This window comes from Solwaraspora sp. WMMA2080 (genome assembly GCF_027497395.1).
Lineage (GTDB): Bacteria > Actinomycetota > Actinomycetes > Mycobacteriales > Micromonosporaceae > Micromonospora_E.
The window spans coordinates 6132158-6148599 of sequence record NZ_CP114910.1 but is presented as its reverse complement, the minus strand read 5'-3'; the positions used below and the strand labels follow the sequence as shown (position 1 = coordinate 6148599).

Below are 16442 nucleotides of genomic sequence, written 5' to 3'. Positions count from 1 at the left end.
CGACCCCTTCATGGTGAGTTACGCGTCCCCGGCGGTGGGGAGGCTGACGATGACCTGGCGTTGCACGACCGGACGCCAGCGTTCCCGGACGAACCGCTCGTGCGACTCGCTGTGCAGGTAGTCGAGCAGGTCCTGCTCGGTGGCGAACTCCACGACGAAGCCGTGCGTCATGGTGGTGTCCCGGGTGCTGACGTTGACCCCGCTGCGCCAGTTGCGCATCGCCGGGTACTTGGTCGGGAAGGTGTCCAGCTCGGCGAGGACCGACTCGGCGACGCCGGGCGGCAGGTCGTCGCGGAACTTGAACGCCAACATGTGGGTGATCACGACGGCGGCCCCCGCTACAGGATGAAGCTGAGCCGGGCGCCGGGATCCATCGACTCCATCACCGGGATGGAGCGGCGGACCCGGAAACGCAGCCCGTCGTCGTCGACCTTGAGCACGTGCTCGTAGCGGCCCACGTAGGTGTAGGCGCCGCCGTCGCGGTAGCGGTGGATGAGGAAGTTGGCGCTGATCCACACCGTCTCCGCGCCGGCCTCCAGCAGGATCACGTTGGAGACCATCCGGTGGGTACGCGAGTGCGGGTTCTCGGCGTGCGCCTTGCGGCTCTTGAGCCGCTTCACCCGGGCCCGGATCAGGTCGTAGTCGTCGCAGACGAAGAATCCGGCGGTGGTGGCGTCCCAGCCGGCCCAGTCGGTGGTCGGCACCTCCATCCGGCCGTCCGGCTCGAACATGGTGAACCACTCGTCGAGGCGCCACTCGTCGAGCAGTTGCGCCTCCCGGTAGAGGAAGTCCTCCACCTGCGCCCGGGTCACTTCGCGGGCGCCGACGTTGAGCACTGCTCCGCTGGTCGTCGAGGACATCGGGTCACTCCTTCCCGCTGGCGGTGGGCGCGGCGGAGCCGCTGGTGTCTGCGGATCCGGCCGCGAGGACGGCGGACGGGCCGGGTGCGCCGGGGTCGGCCGGCGGGTCGCCTGCGACGGCGGTGGCCGCCCCGACCCGGTCGGCCCAGTGTCGCCAGAAGCTGCGCATCGCACCCTCGTCGATGGAGCGGCCCTGGTTGCCCTGCTTCTCGTTGGCCATGCCGCGCGACATGTCGGACCAGTCGTGGGCGGGGTCGGCAGAGTCGGCGGTGGCGACGATGCCGCGCTGCACCGCCTCGTACGCCTCGATGTCGTCCGGGGTGGCCAGGCCGCCGGGGCCGACGAAGCTGACCATGGTCCTGATCCGCAGCGCGCGCACCGACTCCGGCTCACCGGTCTCGACGAACTGCCAGGCCCGCACGTCGGTACGGTCCGGGGCGACCGGTTCAAGCTGGCGGATGGTGAGCGCTTCCAGGTCGAACAGCAGCAGGTTGGGGAAGACGAAGAGGATCCGGCTGGCGTCGGCGATCTCGGCGGCGAGCTCCGGCCCGAGCCGGGCGATCATCTCGTTGCGCTTGGCGACGGTACGGGCCTTCTCCTCGTCGCCGAAGCGCGGCTCCCAGACCATGCCGATCCGGCCGTTGTGGCCGGTGAGCACCAGCAGCCCGTGTCCGCCGCCGAGGTCGTATGCGTACTGGTCGTCGTCGGTGACCGCGAACCCGGTCTCCCGCAGGTAGCCGACGAAGGTGTTGTGGGTGGGCGCGAAGTGGTAGCCGTCCATGGCGTTCTCGACGGCGAGTTTCCAGTTGCCCTTGACGCTGTAGAGCTGCACGCCGGGCAGGGTCTGCATGCCATGCTCGCCGATCTTGGCGGTCAGCGACATGTAGTGCGCGGCCGGACCGAGGTGGGTGAGCAGGTCGGGCACGTCGGGGTCGAACGCGATGAAGACGAAGCCCTCGTGGATCTGCAGCCGGGGCACCTGGCGCAGCCGCATCGACTCGCGGAAGCCGGGGTCGTCGGGGTAGCTCTCGTCGCCGGGCAGCGCGGCCAGGTCACCGGAGTTGCTGAACGCCCAGGCGTGGTAGAAGCACTGGAAGAACTTGGTGTTGCCCTCGTTGTGCCGGCACAGGATGGTGCCGCGGTGGGTGCAGGCGTTGAGGAAGACCTTGACCTCGCCGGCGGAGTCGCGGCAGAAGATCAGCGGACGGCCGCCGAGGGTGCGGGTCTTGAAGTCGCCGGCGTTGGGGATCTCGGTCTCGTGGCCGAGGTACAGCCAGGTGTGGCCCCAGATCCTCGCGATCTCGTCGCGGAACACGCCCGGGTCGCGGTACGCCGAGCGGTGCACCCGGAAGCGCATCGCCTCCCAGTCCTCGTCGATCAGCGCGCCACCGTCGGCTCCGCCGAGCGGTCGCACCGGCGTCTGCTGCGTCATCACCCACCGCCCTCTTTCGTCCCGTCCGCCCACCTCGGCGGTGCTACGTCATGCGAGACAGTGTCTCGCTCTCCGATGCTGCTATCAGAGCCCTCCACCTGTCAAGAGCAGGGCATTTTCCGTGATCGGGTTACTCACTGTTAACAGGACAGCAACATGTTCCTGCGGGTTCGGCGGAAACGATCCGGTCATCCACCCATCACCCGGCCCGCCAGCGGCACGCACCGCCGCGCGCCTCTGCGCCCGCCGGCCGGGTACCCCTTCCGGAGGAAGCGATGCTCCAGCCGCACCAGGGACCGATCGCCGGCGCCCACTACCTGCCGACCACGCCCGACACCTGCCTGTGGGGCCGGCTGCCCAACCGCAGCCACGCCCCGGTGCTGCGGGTCCGCTCCGGTGAGACCGTGACCATCGACACCCTCAGCCACGAAGGCATCCTCGAAGACCAGGGCCGCGACCCGGTCGGCTACCTCAAGCAGTACGACGTACCCGCCGACGGCGTCCTCGCCGACGCCCGCGACCTGGCCGCCTCCGACGTCGCCCACGACTACGACGACGACGGCCCGCACGTGGTCACCGGCCCGATCACCGTCGACGGCGCACAGCCCGGCGACCTGCTCCGGGTCGACGTGCTCGACCTGACGATCCGGGCCCCGTACGGCTTCGTCAGCAGCCGGCACGGCTACGGCGCGCTGCCCGGCGAGTTCCCGCTCACCCCGGTCGACACCGGGCCCGACAGCGACCCGCGCGCCTACGGCAGCGTCTGCCACTTCACCGAGGTCGTCTCCAGCGGCGGCCGGCTGTACGGCGTACTGCCGTTCGGCGCCGGCCGGGCCGCCCGGTTCCCCCTCGCCCCGTTCCTCGGCCTGATGGGCGTCGCCGTCGACACCGACGAGATGGTGCACTCGGTGCCGCCCGGCGGGCACGGCGGCAACCTGGACATCAACGAACTGCAGGTCGGCTCCAGCCTCTACCTGCCGGTGCAGCTGCCCGGTGCCGGCTTCTACGCCGGTGACCCGCACTACGCCCAGGGCGACGGCGAGGTGGCGCTGACCGCCCTGGAGGCGCCGCTGCGGGCCACTCTGCGGCTGAGTGTGATCCCGGCGGCGCAGGCCGCCCTTCTGGTCGGTGCCGGCGAGGCCCCGCTGGCCGAGACCGACACCCACTGGATCCCGGTCGGCCTGGACGCCGACCTGAACGAGGCGATGCGCCGGGCAGTCCGGGCCGCGGTCGACTTCCTGGCCCGCACCCAGGGAATGCCCCGCGACACCGCCCTGGCCTACCTGAGCGCCGCCGCCGACTTCGAGGTCAGTCAGGTCGTCGACGCGGTCAAGGGTGTGCACTGCCTGATCCGCAAGGCCGACTTCCCCGCCCAGATCTGACCCCGCCGCCACATCGCGGCACCTCGGCACTCCGCCGAGCGGCCCCTTCCCAAGATCATGTGAGCGCTATGGACGTCACGATGCGATTGTGGCGTACATAACGCTCACATGATCTTGAGCAACCGCAGTCTGGCAGGATCACCGGGGTGCGTCGAGCGTCAGCACCGCGAGCGGCAGCCAGGTGGTACCGGGGCGACTGCCACCTGCACTCGGTGCGGTCGACCGGCGGTGAGCTGACCCCGGCCCAGCTGACCGCCGCCGCCCGCGCGGCCGGGCTCGACTTCGTCGCCGTCACCGAGCACAACACGACCGATGGGTACGCCGACTGGGTCGACGGCGCCGGCGACCTGCTGGTGATCTGCGGCCAGGAGGTCGTCACCCGTACCGGGCACTGGCTGGCCCTCGGCCTGCCACCCGGTCACCTCGTCGACTGGCGGTACGGCAACGACAACAGCGACGGCGACGACCGGATCGGCCGACAGCTCGACGAAGTGCACCGGGCCGGTGGACTGCGCGTCGCCGGAGTCATCCTCGCGCTGTGCCGACCACCCCGCGCCGACGGGCGGCGGGCCGCCGACGACCGACCGGGTCTGGCCAGCTAGCCGACGGTGAGCACCTCCGCCCGGCGCGGGGCGCTGGCCATCGCGCCGGGCCGGGTCACTGTCACCGCCGCCGCCCGGCTCGCCCAGCGGGCCGCGTCTTCGATCGCCGCACCGTCGAGCAGCGCGTCGGCCAGCGCCGCGCAGAACGTGTCCCCGGCACCGGTGGCGTCCACCGCGTCGACCCGCTCGGCCGGCACCAGATGCTCCCGGTCGGCGGTCACTACCAGGGCACCGTCGACGCCGAGGGTCACCACCACCGGCCCCCGGGTACCCAGCGACCGGGCCATCGTGGCGAGCGCGGCGACATCGCCGGTCCCGCCACCGGCCGGCACGGCCGCACCGGCCAGCGCCGCGAGTTCACCCCGGTTGGGCACCAGCACGTCGACCCGGGCCAGGGTTTCCGCGTCGATCGGCCGGGCCGGGGCCGGGTTCACCACGACCAGGCCGCGGGCGGCGGCCACCACCGCGGCCACCACCGCCGCGTCGACCTCCTGCTGCAGCAGTACGGCCGCAGCGTCGCCGATCAGGTCTGCGTACGGCCGCAGGTGCTCCGGGGCGAGCCACATGTTGGCCCCGGAGCTGACCGCGATGGTGCTGTCGCCGTCGGCGGTGACCAGCACGATCGCCTGCCCGGTGGGGCGGGGTGCGCGCAGCACCGCCGAGGTGTCGACGCCCTCGGCGGCCAGCAGCCCGGTCAGCCACTCCCCCTCGGGGTCTTCGCCGACCGCGCCGACCATGGCCACCGACCGGCCCAGTCGGGCGGCGGCCACCGCCTGGTTGGCGCCCTTGCCGCCACCGGCCCGGGAATGGTCGGCGGCGCTGAGCACCGTCTGCCCGGCGGCGGGCAGCTCGTCGAGGGGCACCACCACGTCGACGTTGAGGCTGCCCACCACCACAATGTCAGTCATCGGCTCACCCCTGAGCGGCGGGACGCCAGGCATGCGCCAGGAAGTCGGGGCGCGGCGGGGCGAACACGTCCAGGTTGATGCACGGGCCCTCGGTCGGCTCGATGTAGTGCTCGGCGCCGCGCGGCACCAGCAGCATCGAACCCGCGCTCATGTCGTGCGGTACACCGTCGACGTAGTAGTTGCACCGCCCGCCGAGGATCATCACCAGCTGGTCGAAGTCGTCGTGGGTGTGCGGGTTGAGCGCCATGCCGACGGCGAGTTCATGCCAGGCGAGGACCACCTCGTCGGTGGCGTACACCTTGCGTCGCACGCCGGGGCGCACGTCAGTGGCGGGGATGTCGTCCCAGTTGACCGAGGTGCGGTAGAGCTGCGGGTTCAGCACGTCCGGGCTCCCTTCGAGGGCTGGCTCAATTGTCGGTGGCGAGGTGGCGCAGGCCGGCGCCGAGCAGCTGCAGGTCGGAGCCGGCGACCAGGTAGTTGGCGCCGGTCAGCCCGTACCGGCGCAGAATGCCGTCGGCCCGGCCCGGCGCCCACCCACCCAGGGTGACCCCGGCGACGCGGGCAGCGTCGGCGATCTCACCGACCCGGCGCAGCAGCGGCGCCTGGTCGTCGGTGGTGGCCAGGCCGAGGCTGACGGCCAGGTCGGTGGTGCCGGCGAACGCCACGTCGACGCTGGAGTTGCCGTCCGGGCTGGCAAGCAGGTCGGGTAGCGGGTCGTCGGTGTCGGCGGTCTCGATCTGGGCGACCAGCAGCGGCGGGTCGGCGGCCTCGGCGGCCAGGTAGGCGTCCAGCCCGGCGGCCCCGTAGCTGGCGGCCGGGTGGGCGAGGCTGATGCTGCGCCGGCCGGTCGGCGCGTACCGCACGGCGGTGTGCAGCGCGGCGAGCTGCGCACGGGCGCGGACGGTGGACAGCTGCACCCCGGCGGCTCCGGCCTCCAGCAGCCGGTTGACCTGCGCCGGGTCGACCGCTGCCAGCCGTACCAGGGCCGGCAGGCCGAGCAGTGCGGCGTGCCGCAGCTGCCCGGCGGCGGTCCGCTCGTCCAACCCGGAGTGCTCCAGGTCGACCACGACGAAGTCGAGGCCGGCCTGGGCGGCCAGCTCGACCGCGTCGGTGCCGGGCAGTTTCAGGAAGGTGCCGACCACCCGCCGGCCGCGCCGCAGCCGCTCACGCAGCGCGGCCCGGCCGGTGTGCACCCCGGTGCGCATCGGGTCGGTCCTCAGCTGGCCCGGCCGGCGGCACCGGCCTGGTCGGTGGGCAGGCCGCGCCACGGTACGGTCGGCACCCGCTCGCCGGCGAGCAGCACCACTTCCGGCTCCAGCCGGGGCGCGGTGATCTGGTTGCCGGCCGCGTCGGGCAGCACCGCCTCGTCTGCGTCGGCGAGCACGGTGACGTGCGCCGGGCCGCCTTCGACGAGGCTGCCGTAGCCTTCGGCGTCCAGGCCGGTCAGCCGGGCCGGGGCGCTGGTCACCCGGGGCACGATCTGCTCCATGGTCATGCCCAGCGCGCGTAGCTTGGCCATGCTCGTGACCAGGTCGAACACCGGGCCGCGCCAGTTGCGGGCCGAGGTGTCCGAGGTGATCACGTCGGGGTAGAAGCCCTGTGCGATCGCCGGTTCGGCCACCTTGAAGCTGAGGTTGCTCTTGCCGTGCGCCGACTCGAACAGCACACCGCGCTCACGGGCGGCGTACACCTCGGGCAGCACCGTGCCGTCGGCCAGGATGCCGTACGGCTTGCCGGTGTAGCAGTGCGCGACCACGTCGCCGGGGCGCAGCATCTCCAGTACGGCCGGCAACGGCTCCGGGGTCTCCCCGATGTGGATCATCAGCGGCAGGCCGGCCTCGGCGGACAGCTCCAGCGAACGCTTGAGCAGCGGCCGCCAGTTGTGCCCGACGACGTCCTCGGAGAGCCGGATCTTGAAGCCGCGGACCCGGTGCGGGTTGGCGGCGGCGACCGCGAGCGCGTCCTCGGGGACCAGGGTGTCCGGGTTCATCAGCTCGCCGAACCGGAAGTCGATCAGCCCGAGCACGCTGACGTTGAGGAAGTTGACCAGCCGCAGCTTGGCCGGGGCGGCGACGTACCGCTCGAAGGCGGCGAAGGTGGAGGCGCCGACGGTGCCGGCGTCGCAGGCGGCGACGACGCCCCGGTGCAGGTGCGCCTCGTCCGGCGGGGCACCGACCTTGGACACCTCGGCGAAGATGTGGGTGTGTCCCTCGACCAGGCCGGGCAGCACGTACCGGCCGGCGCAGTCGACCACCTCGCGGGCGTCGGCGGCCAGGCCGGGGGCGATCCGGGCGATCCGGTCGCCGGTCACCGCGACGTCGGCGACCTGGCTGGCACCGGTGGTGGAGTCGAAGACCTCACCACCGGCCAGCACCAGGTCGTACCGGGGAGCATTCTCAGTCATCGGTCAGCGGACTTTCTGTGCGAAGGAGAGGACGGTGCCACCACGTCGGGGGTGCCGTCGGCGGTTTCGGCGCAGAACCGGGTACGCAGCGGCAGCACCCCGCCGACCGAGACCTCGACCAGGTCACCGGGACGCAGGAAGCAGCCCCGGTCCTGGCCGGTGCCGGCCGGGGTGCCGGTGAGCACCACGTCGCCCGGTTCCAGCACCACGTACCGGGTGATCCAGGCGAGCAGCTGCGGCACCGGGAAGATCAGGTCGGCGCTGGTGGCCTGCTGGCGTACCTCGCCGTTGACGGTGGTCCGCACCTCGATGGCGTCGCGGTCGGCGACGGCGGCGATGTCCAGCACCGACGTGCCCAGCGCGCCGAAGCCGGGGAAGCTCTTGGCCAGCGTCGGGTTGCCCGACGCGGTCATCACGTCGCGGGCGGTCAGGTCGTTGGCGGCGGTGATGGCCGCGACGTGCGACCAGGCCTGCTCGGCCGGCGTACGGTGCATCCGGGCCCCGATGACCAGCGCGATCTCGCCTTCGTAGTCAGGCTGGGCGCTGATCGAGCTGGGCAGCGCCACGGTGGCGTCCGGACCGGAGCCGGCGCTGGCCGACTTGAGGTAGAGCACCGGTTCGGTGGGCAGTGCCCGGCCGGCGGCGCGGGCCTTGCAGTGGTAGTTGAGGCCGACTCCCCAGACCGCCCGGGTGCTGCCCAGCGGGGCGACCAGCTCAGCGGTGAGGGTGTCCAGCGGCAGCCGCTCACGTGTGGGTGCGGTCGCCGCGGGGTCGAGCCCGGTGCCGGCGCGCAGGAGGTCGGCGACGTCGCGGTACGGCAGGTCGAGCAGTTCGGCGGTGCCGTCGCCACAGATCCGGGCCAGCCCGTGCCGGGTGGCCAGCAGCTGCAGTCCGGGGGCGCTCACGCGGCGTCCGACGAGTGGCCGGGCACGGTGCTCAGCGCCGGGTTGACCAGCGGTGCCAGGTTGTTGACGGCGGCGGCGGCCTCACCGAAGCCGACCGAGATCAGCCGCACCTTGCCCGGGTAGTCGGTGACGTCCCCGGCGGCGTAGACCCGGGGCAGGTTGGTACGCATCGACCGGTCGACGGTGATGTGCCGTTTGGTCATCTCCAGCCCCCACTGCTGCATCGGGCCGAGGTCGGCGATGAAGCCGAGGGCGGCCACCACCGCCTGGGCGGGCAGCTCCTCGCGCCCGTCGCCGCGTACCTCGCTGATCGTGACCGAGGTGAGCTGTGGGTCGCCGGCGATGCCGCTGACCTCGTACGGGGTGACCACCCGCACGCTCGACGCGTGCAGCTGCTCGACGCTGCGTTCGTGGGCGCGGAACTGCGGCCGGCGGTGCACCAGGGTGACGCTGGCGGCGTACGGCTCCAGGGCGAGCGCCCAGTCGACGGCGGAGTCGCCGCCGCCGACCACGACGACCTGCTGTCCGGCGAGTTCCTCCAGCCGGGGCACGAAGTAGCGCAGCCCACGGCCGAGGTAGTCGCTGCCGACCGGCAGCTCGCGCGGGGTGAAGGTGCCGATCCCGGCGGTCAGCAGGACCGCCTTGGCGCGCACCCGGCTGCCGGTGTCGGTGCCGAGCTGCACGTGGTCGGCGGCGTTGGTCAGCTCCACGGCGCTCTCGCCCAGCAGGAAGGTGGGTTTGGCGGTGGCGGCCTGGGTGAGCAGGTCGTCGACGAGCTGCTGGCCTTTGATCGACGGTAGGCCGGCGATGTCGTAGATGTCCTTCTCCGGGTAGAGGGCAGCGATCTGTCCGCCCGGTTCGGGCAGCGAGTCGATGATCGCCACGGTCATCCCACGGAAGCCGGCGTAGTAGGCGGCGTAGAGGCCGGCCGGGCCGGCGCCGATGACAGCCAGGTCGACGTCGTGTTCGGCGGTCATGAGCCGGTGCTCCCGGCGACGGCCGGGTGGTCGCGACCGACCCGGCCGATCTTGCGGGCACCGCCGGGGGCGCCGAGCTCGCTGAAGAACTCGGCGTTGATCGGGCCGAAGTGTGCCTGGTCGGCCGGCAGGTCGTCCAGGTGGAAGATCGAGGTGACCGGGCAGACCGGTTCGCACCGGCCGCACTCGACGCACTCGTCGGGGTTGATGTACATCATCCGGTCGCCCTCGTAGATGCAGTCCACGGGGCATTCCTCGACGCAGGAGCGGTCCTGTACGTCCACGCATTCGTCGGTGACCACGTAGGTCATCGGTCCTCCCGCATCAGTGGGCCTCTTCGCCGTCCTGCTCGCGTCTCGCGCCTCTGCGACCTGCGGTTATCTGGTTGGACAGCGGCGTCGTTGATGTGACGTCACGCTAGAGACCCCACCCTGGCTATGTCAACATGCGAGACGTCATCTTGGATAACTGTCACGGGAGTGATGGGATGAGGCAATGAGCGAGGACCGGATCGTCGACGCCCTGACGGTGCTGACCGCCGGGCCGACCCCGTACGGGCAGGAACTGGCCACCGCCGAGCGGCTGGCCGGCTGGGGCGCCAGCCGTTGGCCGGAGCTGGCCTGGCGGGTCGACCGGCTGCCGGCGACCGCCGAGATGCCCCGCAGCGCCAATCTCGTCGTCACCGCCGGCCGCGACGTCACCGCCGGCCACAACGTCACCGCCGGCTGCGGCGACGCGCCGGAGCTGCTGATCTGCTCCCACCTCGACACCTCCCTCACCGGTGAGCCGGGCTTCGACGAGCCGATCACCGGCGTGTCCGGTCCGACGGGTGGACTGCGCCGCTCGGCCGGACCGGCCGGCGACGCCCTGGTCGACGGCTTCGGCCTCGGGGTCGCCCGGGCCGCCGCCGCGACCGCGCTGGTCGGTTTCGTCGCCGCCGCCGAGGCGCTGCGGGCGGCCGACCGGCCACACCGGCTGACCCTGCTGCTGGCCGCCACCGGAACCCACCGGTACCACCTGTCGCAACCGCCGGAGACTCCTGCGCGCGTGGTCCGGCAGCAGCCCGGCGGTGTCGCCCGACACCTGGACCGGTACCCACCGCCGGCGGCGGCGGTGCTGGCCAAGTCCAGTCCGCCGGGCGTGCTGACCGCCGAACCTGGCGCCCTCTACCTGCGGGTGCGGCTGACCGGCCGGTTCCATCCGGTGCTGGCCCGCGAGCGCGCGGTGCCGCCCGGCGGTCTGATCACCCATCTCGGTGTGGTGATCGAGGCACTGGAGGCCTTCCGGCGGCGGCACCTGGCCGCCCGCGCCGATCCGACCGCTGCGGTCGGCGCCGAAGTCGGCATCGGTGCGGTACGCGCCGGGCAGCCGGCCAAGCCGGATCTGCTGCCGGGCCGGCTTGACCTGCACCTGTACCTGGTGACGGTGCCCGGTGACGATCCGGCGCGGATCCGCGACGAGGTGCAGGCCGCCGTCACCGCCGCGACCGCCGGCACTCCGCTGGCCGAGTGCCCGGTCTCGGTGGACGGGCAACTGGTCCACCCAGCCGCGGCGACGGCACCGGACGCGCCGATCGCCCGGCACGCGTGCGACGCCTGGACAGCGGCGTACGGCGAACAGGCACCGCCGGTCCTCGGCTGGACCGGTTCGACCGACGGGGTGGTGCTGCGCGGCCGGGGCGTGCCGACGGTACGGCTGGGACCGCCCGGCCGGGGTGCCGATCCCGCTGATCCCCGCCGGGACCGGTACGCGCTGGCCGATCTGCGGATGTTCGCCGGCATCTATGCGGACATCGCGGTACGGCACACCGGCACCATCGACAGCGCAGGGTACCGTATGGCATGATGCTGTCTCACTTTCCGTACGCGTCCCGGCCGCTCGCACCCACCCCCGTCCGGTGCGCACGCCCCGCCGCTTCCGACCAGGAAGCCAGATAAGGAAGCCAGATGGCGGACGACAGCTCTCCCGCCGAGGTGAGCCCCCCGGTGCTCGCCGAGCCGAGCACCCCGGCGATCCAGACCGTGCAGCGTGCCGCGGTGATCCTCAACGCGTTCACCGCAGCCCGACCCCGGCTGAGCCTCAACGAGCTCACCGCCAGCCTCGGCACCAGCAAAGCCACCGCGCACCGCTACACCAAGGCGCTGCGGGAGAGCAACCTGTTGCGCTACGACGAACGCGAGGGCCTCTACTCCCTCGGCCCGCAGATCCTCACCCTGTCCGCCGCCGCCCGCGCCGCCATGCCGGTGATCAGCATCGCCGGCCCGCACATGCAGCAGCTGGTCCGCGAGGTCGACGAGACCGTGGTGCTCAGCGTCTGGGACGGCGACACGGCGGTGGTGGTCCGCGCCGACGACAACACCGACCGGGTGATCCGGGTCAGCGTCCGCACCGGATCCCGGCTGTCGCGCACCGAGTCCGCCCAGGGCCGGGTGTTCTGCGCGTTCCTGCCGGCGGAGGACGTCACCGGGCTGGCCGCCGACCTGGCGGCCTCGGCCGAGCTGCGCCACGAGGTCGACAAGATCCGCCGCACCGGCATCTCCGCCAACACGCCGTCGGTCAACGGGGTACGCAGCATCGCCGCGCCGATCTTCCGGGGCCAGACGCTGATCGCCGCCATGGCGATCGTCGGCACCACCACATCGGTGCCGGAGGGCACCGACAGCCCGCTGGCCACCGCGCTGCAGCGCGCCGCCGCTGTGGTCACCGCCGAACTGGGCAGCGTCGCAGGCAACGGCCACCAGCAGCCGGGCGACACCGGGCGCAACGGCCACCGGCCGGGCGGCAACGGCCGGACCAGCCGGAGTTAACCGGCGATCGCCCCCAACGTCTCGGACAACTCCCCCGCGACCTGCCGCAGCTGGTCCGCCGCCGCGGTCTGCGCCGCACCGGCCAGCGCCACGCTGGTGCCGAGCACCGCGAGCGCGGCCACCACCTGGGTACGCTCGAACACCGGTGCGGCGATCACCCGTACCCCGAAATCCTCCGGTGAGTTGACCGCGACGCCGTCGCGGCGCACCTGCGCGACCACCCCCCGCAGCGCGGCGGACAGCCGCAGCTGCCGGGCCACCACCGGATTCTCGGCGGGCGGCAGGTAGGCGCAGAACACCCGGCCCTGGGCCGAGCGGGTCAGCTCCAACGGCGAGCCGGTACGCACGCTGAGCCGCACGTCACCGCTGGTGTTGTCCATGCACCGGACCACCGTCGGCGCCTCGCCGTTCCAGATGCTCAGCACCGAGGTCTGGTTGGTGTCGCGGGTCAGCCGGTCGAGGTAGGGCTCGGCGACCGTGACGATCGGCAGCGCGGCGCGGGCCGCCGCCTCCATCGCCAGGATCTGCGGGCCGAGCGTGTAGGTGGCGGTGGCGACGTCGAACCGCAGCAGATTGGCGGTGCGCAGCGCCCGCGCGTACCGGTGCGCGGTGGCCCGGCTGATCGCCAGGTCGGCGGTCAGCTCGGCCAGGGTGAGCCGGGGCCGTTCCACGGTGAACGCCCGCAGGATCGTCGCGGCGCGCTGCACCGTCTGGATGGCCGGCCCGTCGCCGGCCACCTCGCTCGTCTCACCCGCCGCCCGACCCGTGACCACCACGGCGCCACTCTACCGAGCCCTACGCCACCGGCGGGATAAGCCGGCCGACGGGACCAGCCAGCCGATAGGGACCAGCCAGCCGACAGGATCAGCCGGCGGCGATCTGTCGGTGCACCTCGGCGCTGTCCCAGTAGTCGACCCGGCGGGCGATCAGCCCGTCGGCGTCCACCTCGAAGCGGAACATGCCCCGGATGCGTACCGGCGCGCGGCCGGCCGACACCAGCCGAAACGACATCCGGTACGCCACCGCCGCCCGGTCGCCCTCGACCAGCAGATCCTCGACCTCGTAGTGCAGGTCGGCGAACTCGGCGAGAAAGCCGTCCAGCCGGGCGCGGTACGCGGCCCGGCCGGTGACGGTTCGGCCGAGCGCCGCGGTGTGCTCGTTGACGAACCCGGGACTGACGCAGCCGGCGACCGCGTCGGCGTCCCGGGCGTTGAGCGCGGCCAGGTACCGCCGCACCGCGTCGCGGGTGCGTCCGCCGGTCAGCTCCCCCACAGCCGCCGTACGGTGTCGAACACCTGCTGGTCGTGGGAGATCTCGATGACGTTGCCGTCCGGGTCCTTCAACGCGCAGATGTAGCCGACCGGCGGCGGCATCTGCCGTGGCTCCCAGTGCAGGCAGCCCATCTCCCGGGCCCGTTCGGCGATCTCGTCGACGTCGGACCGGTTCGGCACCTCGATGCCGATGTGCGCGAACGGGTGCAGCAGCCCCAACTGGCCGCCCTTGTCCTTGTTGAACGAGACCAGCACCAGCACGAACGGCGTCTCGACCTGCTTGTCGTTGGAGAGCCAGACGCTCTCGCCGTCGGCGTCGGCGAAGCGCTCCACCACCACCAGCGGGGTGAGCGAAGTATAGAACGAGATGGCCTTGTCAAGGTCGCCGGTGGGCAGTGCCACGTGCGTCCATCGGGCGTGGGTAAGGCCGGTCGCCACGGGAACCTCCAGTTGCCGAAATGTCTGTTGCAGCGCGTCTACCAGGCTATTCGGCACCGTAGCCGGGATCCATGTGCCGGGGACACAAACCCGGCGATCGGCCTTCGAGCCGCTGCGACGGTGCCGCCGTCGGTGGTCGGCTGACAGGCTGGCGGCGGGAGGTTCTGATGCAGTACCGCAGGCTTGGCGGCACCGGCGTCGAGGTGAGCACGCTATGCCTCGGCACGATGATGTTCGGTGCCTGGGGCAACACCGACGAGCAGGAATGCCGGCGGATCGTCGGGGAGGCGCTCGACGCCGGGATCAACGTCGTGGACACCGCCGACGTGTACGCGCACGGCGAATCCGAGCAGATCCTCGGCCGGGCGCTGCGTGGGCGGCGCGACGACGTCGTGCTGGCCACCAAGTTCCACGAACCGATGGGGGACGACCGCAACCGGCGGGGCAACTCGCGGCGCTGGATCCGTCAGGCGGTCGAAGCCAGCCTGCGCCGGCTCGGCACCGACCGAATCGACCTCTACCAGGTGCACCGGCCCGACCCGGGCACCGACATCGACGAGACCCTCGGTGCGCTGTCCGACCTGGTCCGCGAGGGCAAGGTGCTGATGGTCGGCTCCTCGGCGTTCCCCGCCGAGGAGATCGTCGAGGCGCAGTGGGTCGCCCAGCTGCGGCAACGGGAACGGTTCACCACCGAACAGCTGCCGTACTCAATCATGGCGCGGGGTGTGGAGGCCGGGGTGCTGCCGACCTGCCAGCGGCACCGACTCGGGGTGCTCGCCTTCAGCCCGCTCAACGGCGGCTGGCTGACCGGCAAGTACCGCTCCGCCAAGGTCCCCGCCGACTCACGGGCCGGACGCAACGCCGACCACTTCGACTTCCGCGATACCGCCGCCCGGCAGCGCAAACTCGACATTCTCGGCGAGCTGGAGAAGCTGGCCGCGCAGGCCGGGCTGAGCCTGATCGAGCTGGCCCTCGGTTTCGTACTGAGCCATCCGGCGGTGACCAGCGCCATCGTCGGCCCGCGCACCCTGCCCCAGCTGCGCAGTCAGCTCGGTGCCGGTGAGCTGACCGGGCTACCCGCCGCAGTGCTGGACCGCATCGACGAACTGGTGCCCCCAGGACACAACGTCAACCCGGCCGACGCCGGCTACCGGCCGCCGGCGCTCACCGACCCGGCGCTGCGCCGCCGGGACTGACCGGACCGGCGCTGCACCACCCTGTCCGACCGCCGCCCAGGGCGGCGGAGTCAGGCGGCGCGGACCAGCAGCAGCACCACCGTGACCAGGTAGACCACCGGGATGGCGACGCCCTCGAAGCCGACCCCCCGGCGTTCGCGCAGGAGCAGGCCGGCGGCGAGAGTCACGGTGAGCAGCGTGGTCGACCCGGCGAGGAGCAGACCGGCGGAAGCCGCGTCGGCGTATACCGACCCCGGCCGGTACGCCGCGTCGGCGAGGAAGATCATCAGTGAGTCGAACGCGTTACCGCCGAGAATGTTGCCGATCCCCAGCGTCAACGCCCCGATCCGGACTGCCGCGATCAGGGTGACCAGTTCCGGCAACGACGTGATCGCGGTGGTGACGGTGAACCCGACGAAACCGCTGGGCAGACCCGTCGCCGCGATCACCCCCAGGCCGCCCTGCCCGATGAGGTAGCCGGTGCCGCCGACGGCAGCGGCGAGTGCGGCCAGCCGCCACCACAGTCGGCGGGTGCTGGGCGCACCGTCGGCGTCGCCGTCGGGGTCGTCCGGGACGTCCTGCCGGGTGTCCGAGGTCTGCTCCGCCCGCCACATCGGGTTCTGCCGCAGCCGGCGGACCAGGTGCAGTCCGTACAGGTAGAGGACCGGGATCAGCAGGCTCGCCGGATGCACCCAGCCGAGAGTCAGGCCAGGCGTGGCGTAGGCGACGATCGGCAGGCAGAGCAGCGCCACCAGCACCAGCGCCTGCATGATGTTCTCCAGCGAGGCGGCCGCGTGTTCGATGTTCGACCGCCGGTAGAGCAGATCGGCGATGGCCAGCCAGACCGTCTGTACAGCGATGCCGCCAATCGGGTTGGCGATGGCGAACTGCGCGTCGCCCTGCCAGGCGCCGATCGCGGTGGTGGCGATCCCCGGTAGCGAGGTGACCGCGCCGAGCAGCAGCGCTCCGGCGACGGCCTCGCCCATTCCGGTCCGGTCGGCGAGGGTGTCGGCGGTCGCCGCCAGCGACTTGCCGGCGAAGACGATGACGAGCAGGGCGACCGCGAGCGCAGCGATGCTCGGTGCCAGCGGCCAGGTCGACCCGGTCACCGTCGCCCACCGTCGCCTCGTGACGGATGGCCCGTTGACGGTGGGCACAGCCGAGCCGTCTTCGTCCGTTCAGGTCCCATGACCGACCTCGCTACCCGATCACTGTCACGGCGAATCATCCGCCCGTGATCCGGTCGCCGGATAGCCGGGAGCCGTCGCGGGTATTTGAGCA

At 72.2% G+C, this 16442-nt stretch carries 19 protein-coding genes; 5 read left to right on the top strand and 14 right to left on the bottom strand.

Annotation, left to right across the window (positions count from 1 at the left end):
• Positions 1-18 precede the first annotated feature (18 nt).
• Genes O7543_RS28185 through O7543_RS28175 form a run of 3 tightly spaced genes read right to left on the bottom strand, consistent with a single transcriptional unit; the run spans position 19 to position 2292 of the window.
• Positions 19-324 (bottom strand): Dabb family protein, encoded by a 306-nt coding sequence (locus O7543_RS28185; protein ID WP_123603083.1) that lies wholly within the window; start codon positions 322-324, stop codon positions 19-21.
• 14 nt (positions 325-338) lie between these two features.
• Complete coding sequence (locus O7543_RS28180) at positions 339-860, bottom strand: aromatic-ring-hydroxylating dioxygenase subunit beta (RefSeq protein ID WP_281551084.1); 522 nt, start codon at positions 858-860, stop codon at positions 339-341.
• 4 nt (positions 861-864) lie between these two features.
• The gene (locus tag O7543_RS28175) at positions 865-2292 is read right to left on the bottom strand and encodes an aromatic ring-hydroxylating dioxygenase subunit alpha (RefSeq protein ID WP_281551085.1); all 1428 of its coding nucleotides are present in this window, start codon (positions 2290-2292) and stop codon (positions 865-867) included.
• A 275-nt stretch (positions 2293-2567) separates the two neighbouring features.
• On the opposite strand from O7543_RS28175, the gene O7543_RS28170 reads away from it, so the two are divergent.
• Together O7543_RS28170 and O7543_RS28165 are read left to right on the top strand one after the other, a co-directional pair.
• A complete protein-coding gene (locus O7543_RS28170) occupies positions 2568-3674 on the top strand; it encodes an acetamidase/formamidase family protein (RefSeq protein WP_281551086.1) in 1107 nt (368 codons plus the stop codon).
• Positions 3675-3820: 146 nt separating this feature from the next.
• The gene (locus O7543_RS28165) at positions 3821-4276 is read left to right on the top strand and encodes a CehA/McbA family metallohydrolase (protein WP_348650050.1); all 456 of its coding nucleotides are present in this window, start codon (positions 3821-3823) and stop codon (positions 4274-4276) included.
• Here the strand turns inward: O7543_RS28165 and O7543_RS28160 are convergent.
• From O7543_RS28160 to fdxA, 7 genes are read right to left on the bottom strand one after another with little or no spacing between them, the layout of a single operon-like run.
• Positions 4273-5184: a ribokinase gene (locus tag O7543_RS28160; RefSeq protein WP_281551087.1), complete on the bottom strand. Its 912-nt coding sequence runs from the start codon at positions 5182-5184 to the stop codon at positions 4273-4275. The genes O7543_RS28165 and O7543_RS28160 overlap by 4 nt on opposite strands.
• 4 nt (positions 5185-5188) lie before the next feature.
• The gene (locus O7543_RS28155; RefSeq protein WP_281551088.1) at positions 5189-5566 is read right to left on the bottom strand and encodes a cupin domain-containing protein; all 378 of its coding nucleotides are present in this window, start codon (positions 5564-5566) and stop codon (positions 5189-5191) included.
• Positions 5567-5591: 25 nt separating this feature from the next.
• Entirely contained in the window at positions 5592-6389 is a 798-nt protein-coding gene (locus O7543_RS28150; RefSeq protein WP_281551089.1) for an aldolase/citrate lyase family protein, read from the bottom strand.
• Positions 6390-6400: 11 nt separating this feature from the next.
• Positions 6401-7588 (bottom strand): TatD family hydrolase, encoded by a 1188-nt coding sequence (locus tag O7543_RS28145; protein ID WP_281551090.1) that lies wholly within the window; start codon positions 7586-7588, stop codon positions 6401-6403.
• Positions 7585-8493: a fumarylacetoacetate hydrolase family protein gene (locus tag O7543_RS28140; protein WP_281551091.1), complete on the bottom strand. Its 909-nt coding sequence runs from the start codon at positions 8491-8493 to the stop codon at positions 7585-7587. Before O7543_RS28140 ends, O7543_RS28145 begins: the two co-directional genes overlap by 4 nt.
• Positions 8490-9470, bottom strand: coding sequence for an NAD(P)/FAD-dependent oxidoreductase (locus O7543_RS28135; RefSeq protein ID WP_281551092.1), 981 nt, complete (start codon positions 9468-9470; stop codon positions 8490-8492). The genes O7543_RS28140 and O7543_RS28135 overlap by 4 nt, the downstream gene beginning before the upstream one ends.
• Positions 9467-9781 (bottom strand): ferredoxin, encoded by a 315-nt coding sequence (gene fdxA, locus O7543_RS28130; protein WP_278170791.1) that lies wholly within the window; start codon positions 9779-9781, stop codon positions 9467-9469. The genes O7543_RS28135 and fdxA overlap by 4 nt, the downstream gene beginning before the upstream one ends.
• Positions 9782-9965: 184 nt before the next feature.
• Between fdxA and O7543_RS28125 the strand changes: the two genes are divergently transcribed.
• Both O7543_RS28125 and O7543_RS28120 read left to right on the top strand, forming a co-directional pair.
• Complete coding sequence (locus tag O7543_RS28125) at positions 9966-11315, top strand: hypothetical protein (RefSeq protein WP_281551093.1); 1350 nt, start codon at positions 9966-9968, stop codon at positions 11313-11315.
• A 101-nt stretch (positions 11316-11416) separates the two neighbouring features.
• Positions 11417-12277, top strand: a complete 861-nt coding sequence (locus O7543_RS28120) for an IclR family transcriptional regulator (protein ID WP_281551094.1) — start codon at positions 11417-11419, stop codon at positions 12275-12277.
• Here the strand turns inward: O7543_RS28120 and O7543_RS28115 are convergent.
• The 3 genes from O7543_RS28115 to O7543_RS28105 form a co-directional block, all read right to left on the bottom strand.
• Complete coding sequence (locus O7543_RS28115; protein WP_281551095.1) at positions 12274-13053, bottom strand: IclR family transcriptional regulator; 780 nt, start codon at positions 13051-13053, stop codon at positions 12274-12276. The two genes, O7543_RS28120 and O7543_RS28115, sit on opposite strands and share 4 nt — an antisense overlap.
• A gap of 88 nt (positions 13054-13141) precedes the next feature.
• Positions 13142-13549, bottom strand: coding sequence for a nuclear transport factor 2 family protein (locus O7543_RS28110; protein WP_281551096.1), 408 nt, complete (start codon positions 13547-13549; stop codon positions 13142-13144).
• Positions 13537-13986: a VOC family protein gene (locus tag O7543_RS28105; protein WP_278170800.1), complete on the bottom strand. Its 450-nt coding sequence runs from the start codon at positions 13984-13986 to the stop codon at positions 13537-13539. The genes O7543_RS28110 and O7543_RS28105 overlap by 13 nt, the downstream gene beginning before the upstream one ends.
• A gap of 167 nt (positions 13987-14153) precedes the next feature.
• Here O7543_RS28105 and O7543_RS28100 point away from each other — a divergent pair, with 167 nt between their 5' ends.
• Positions 14154-15182: an aldo/keto reductase gene (locus O7543_RS28100; protein WP_281551097.1), complete on the top strand. Its 1029-nt coding sequence runs from the start codon at positions 14154-14156 to the stop codon at positions 15180-15182.
• A gap of 50 nt (positions 15183-15232) precedes the next feature.
• Here the strand turns inward: O7543_RS28100 and O7543_RS28095 are convergent, their stop codons facing one another.
• Entirely contained in the window at positions 15233-16270 is a 1038-nt protein-coding gene (locus O7543_RS28095) for a sodium:calcium symporter (RefSeq protein WP_281551098.1), read from the bottom strand.
• Positions 16271-16442 lie beyond the last annotated feature (172 nt).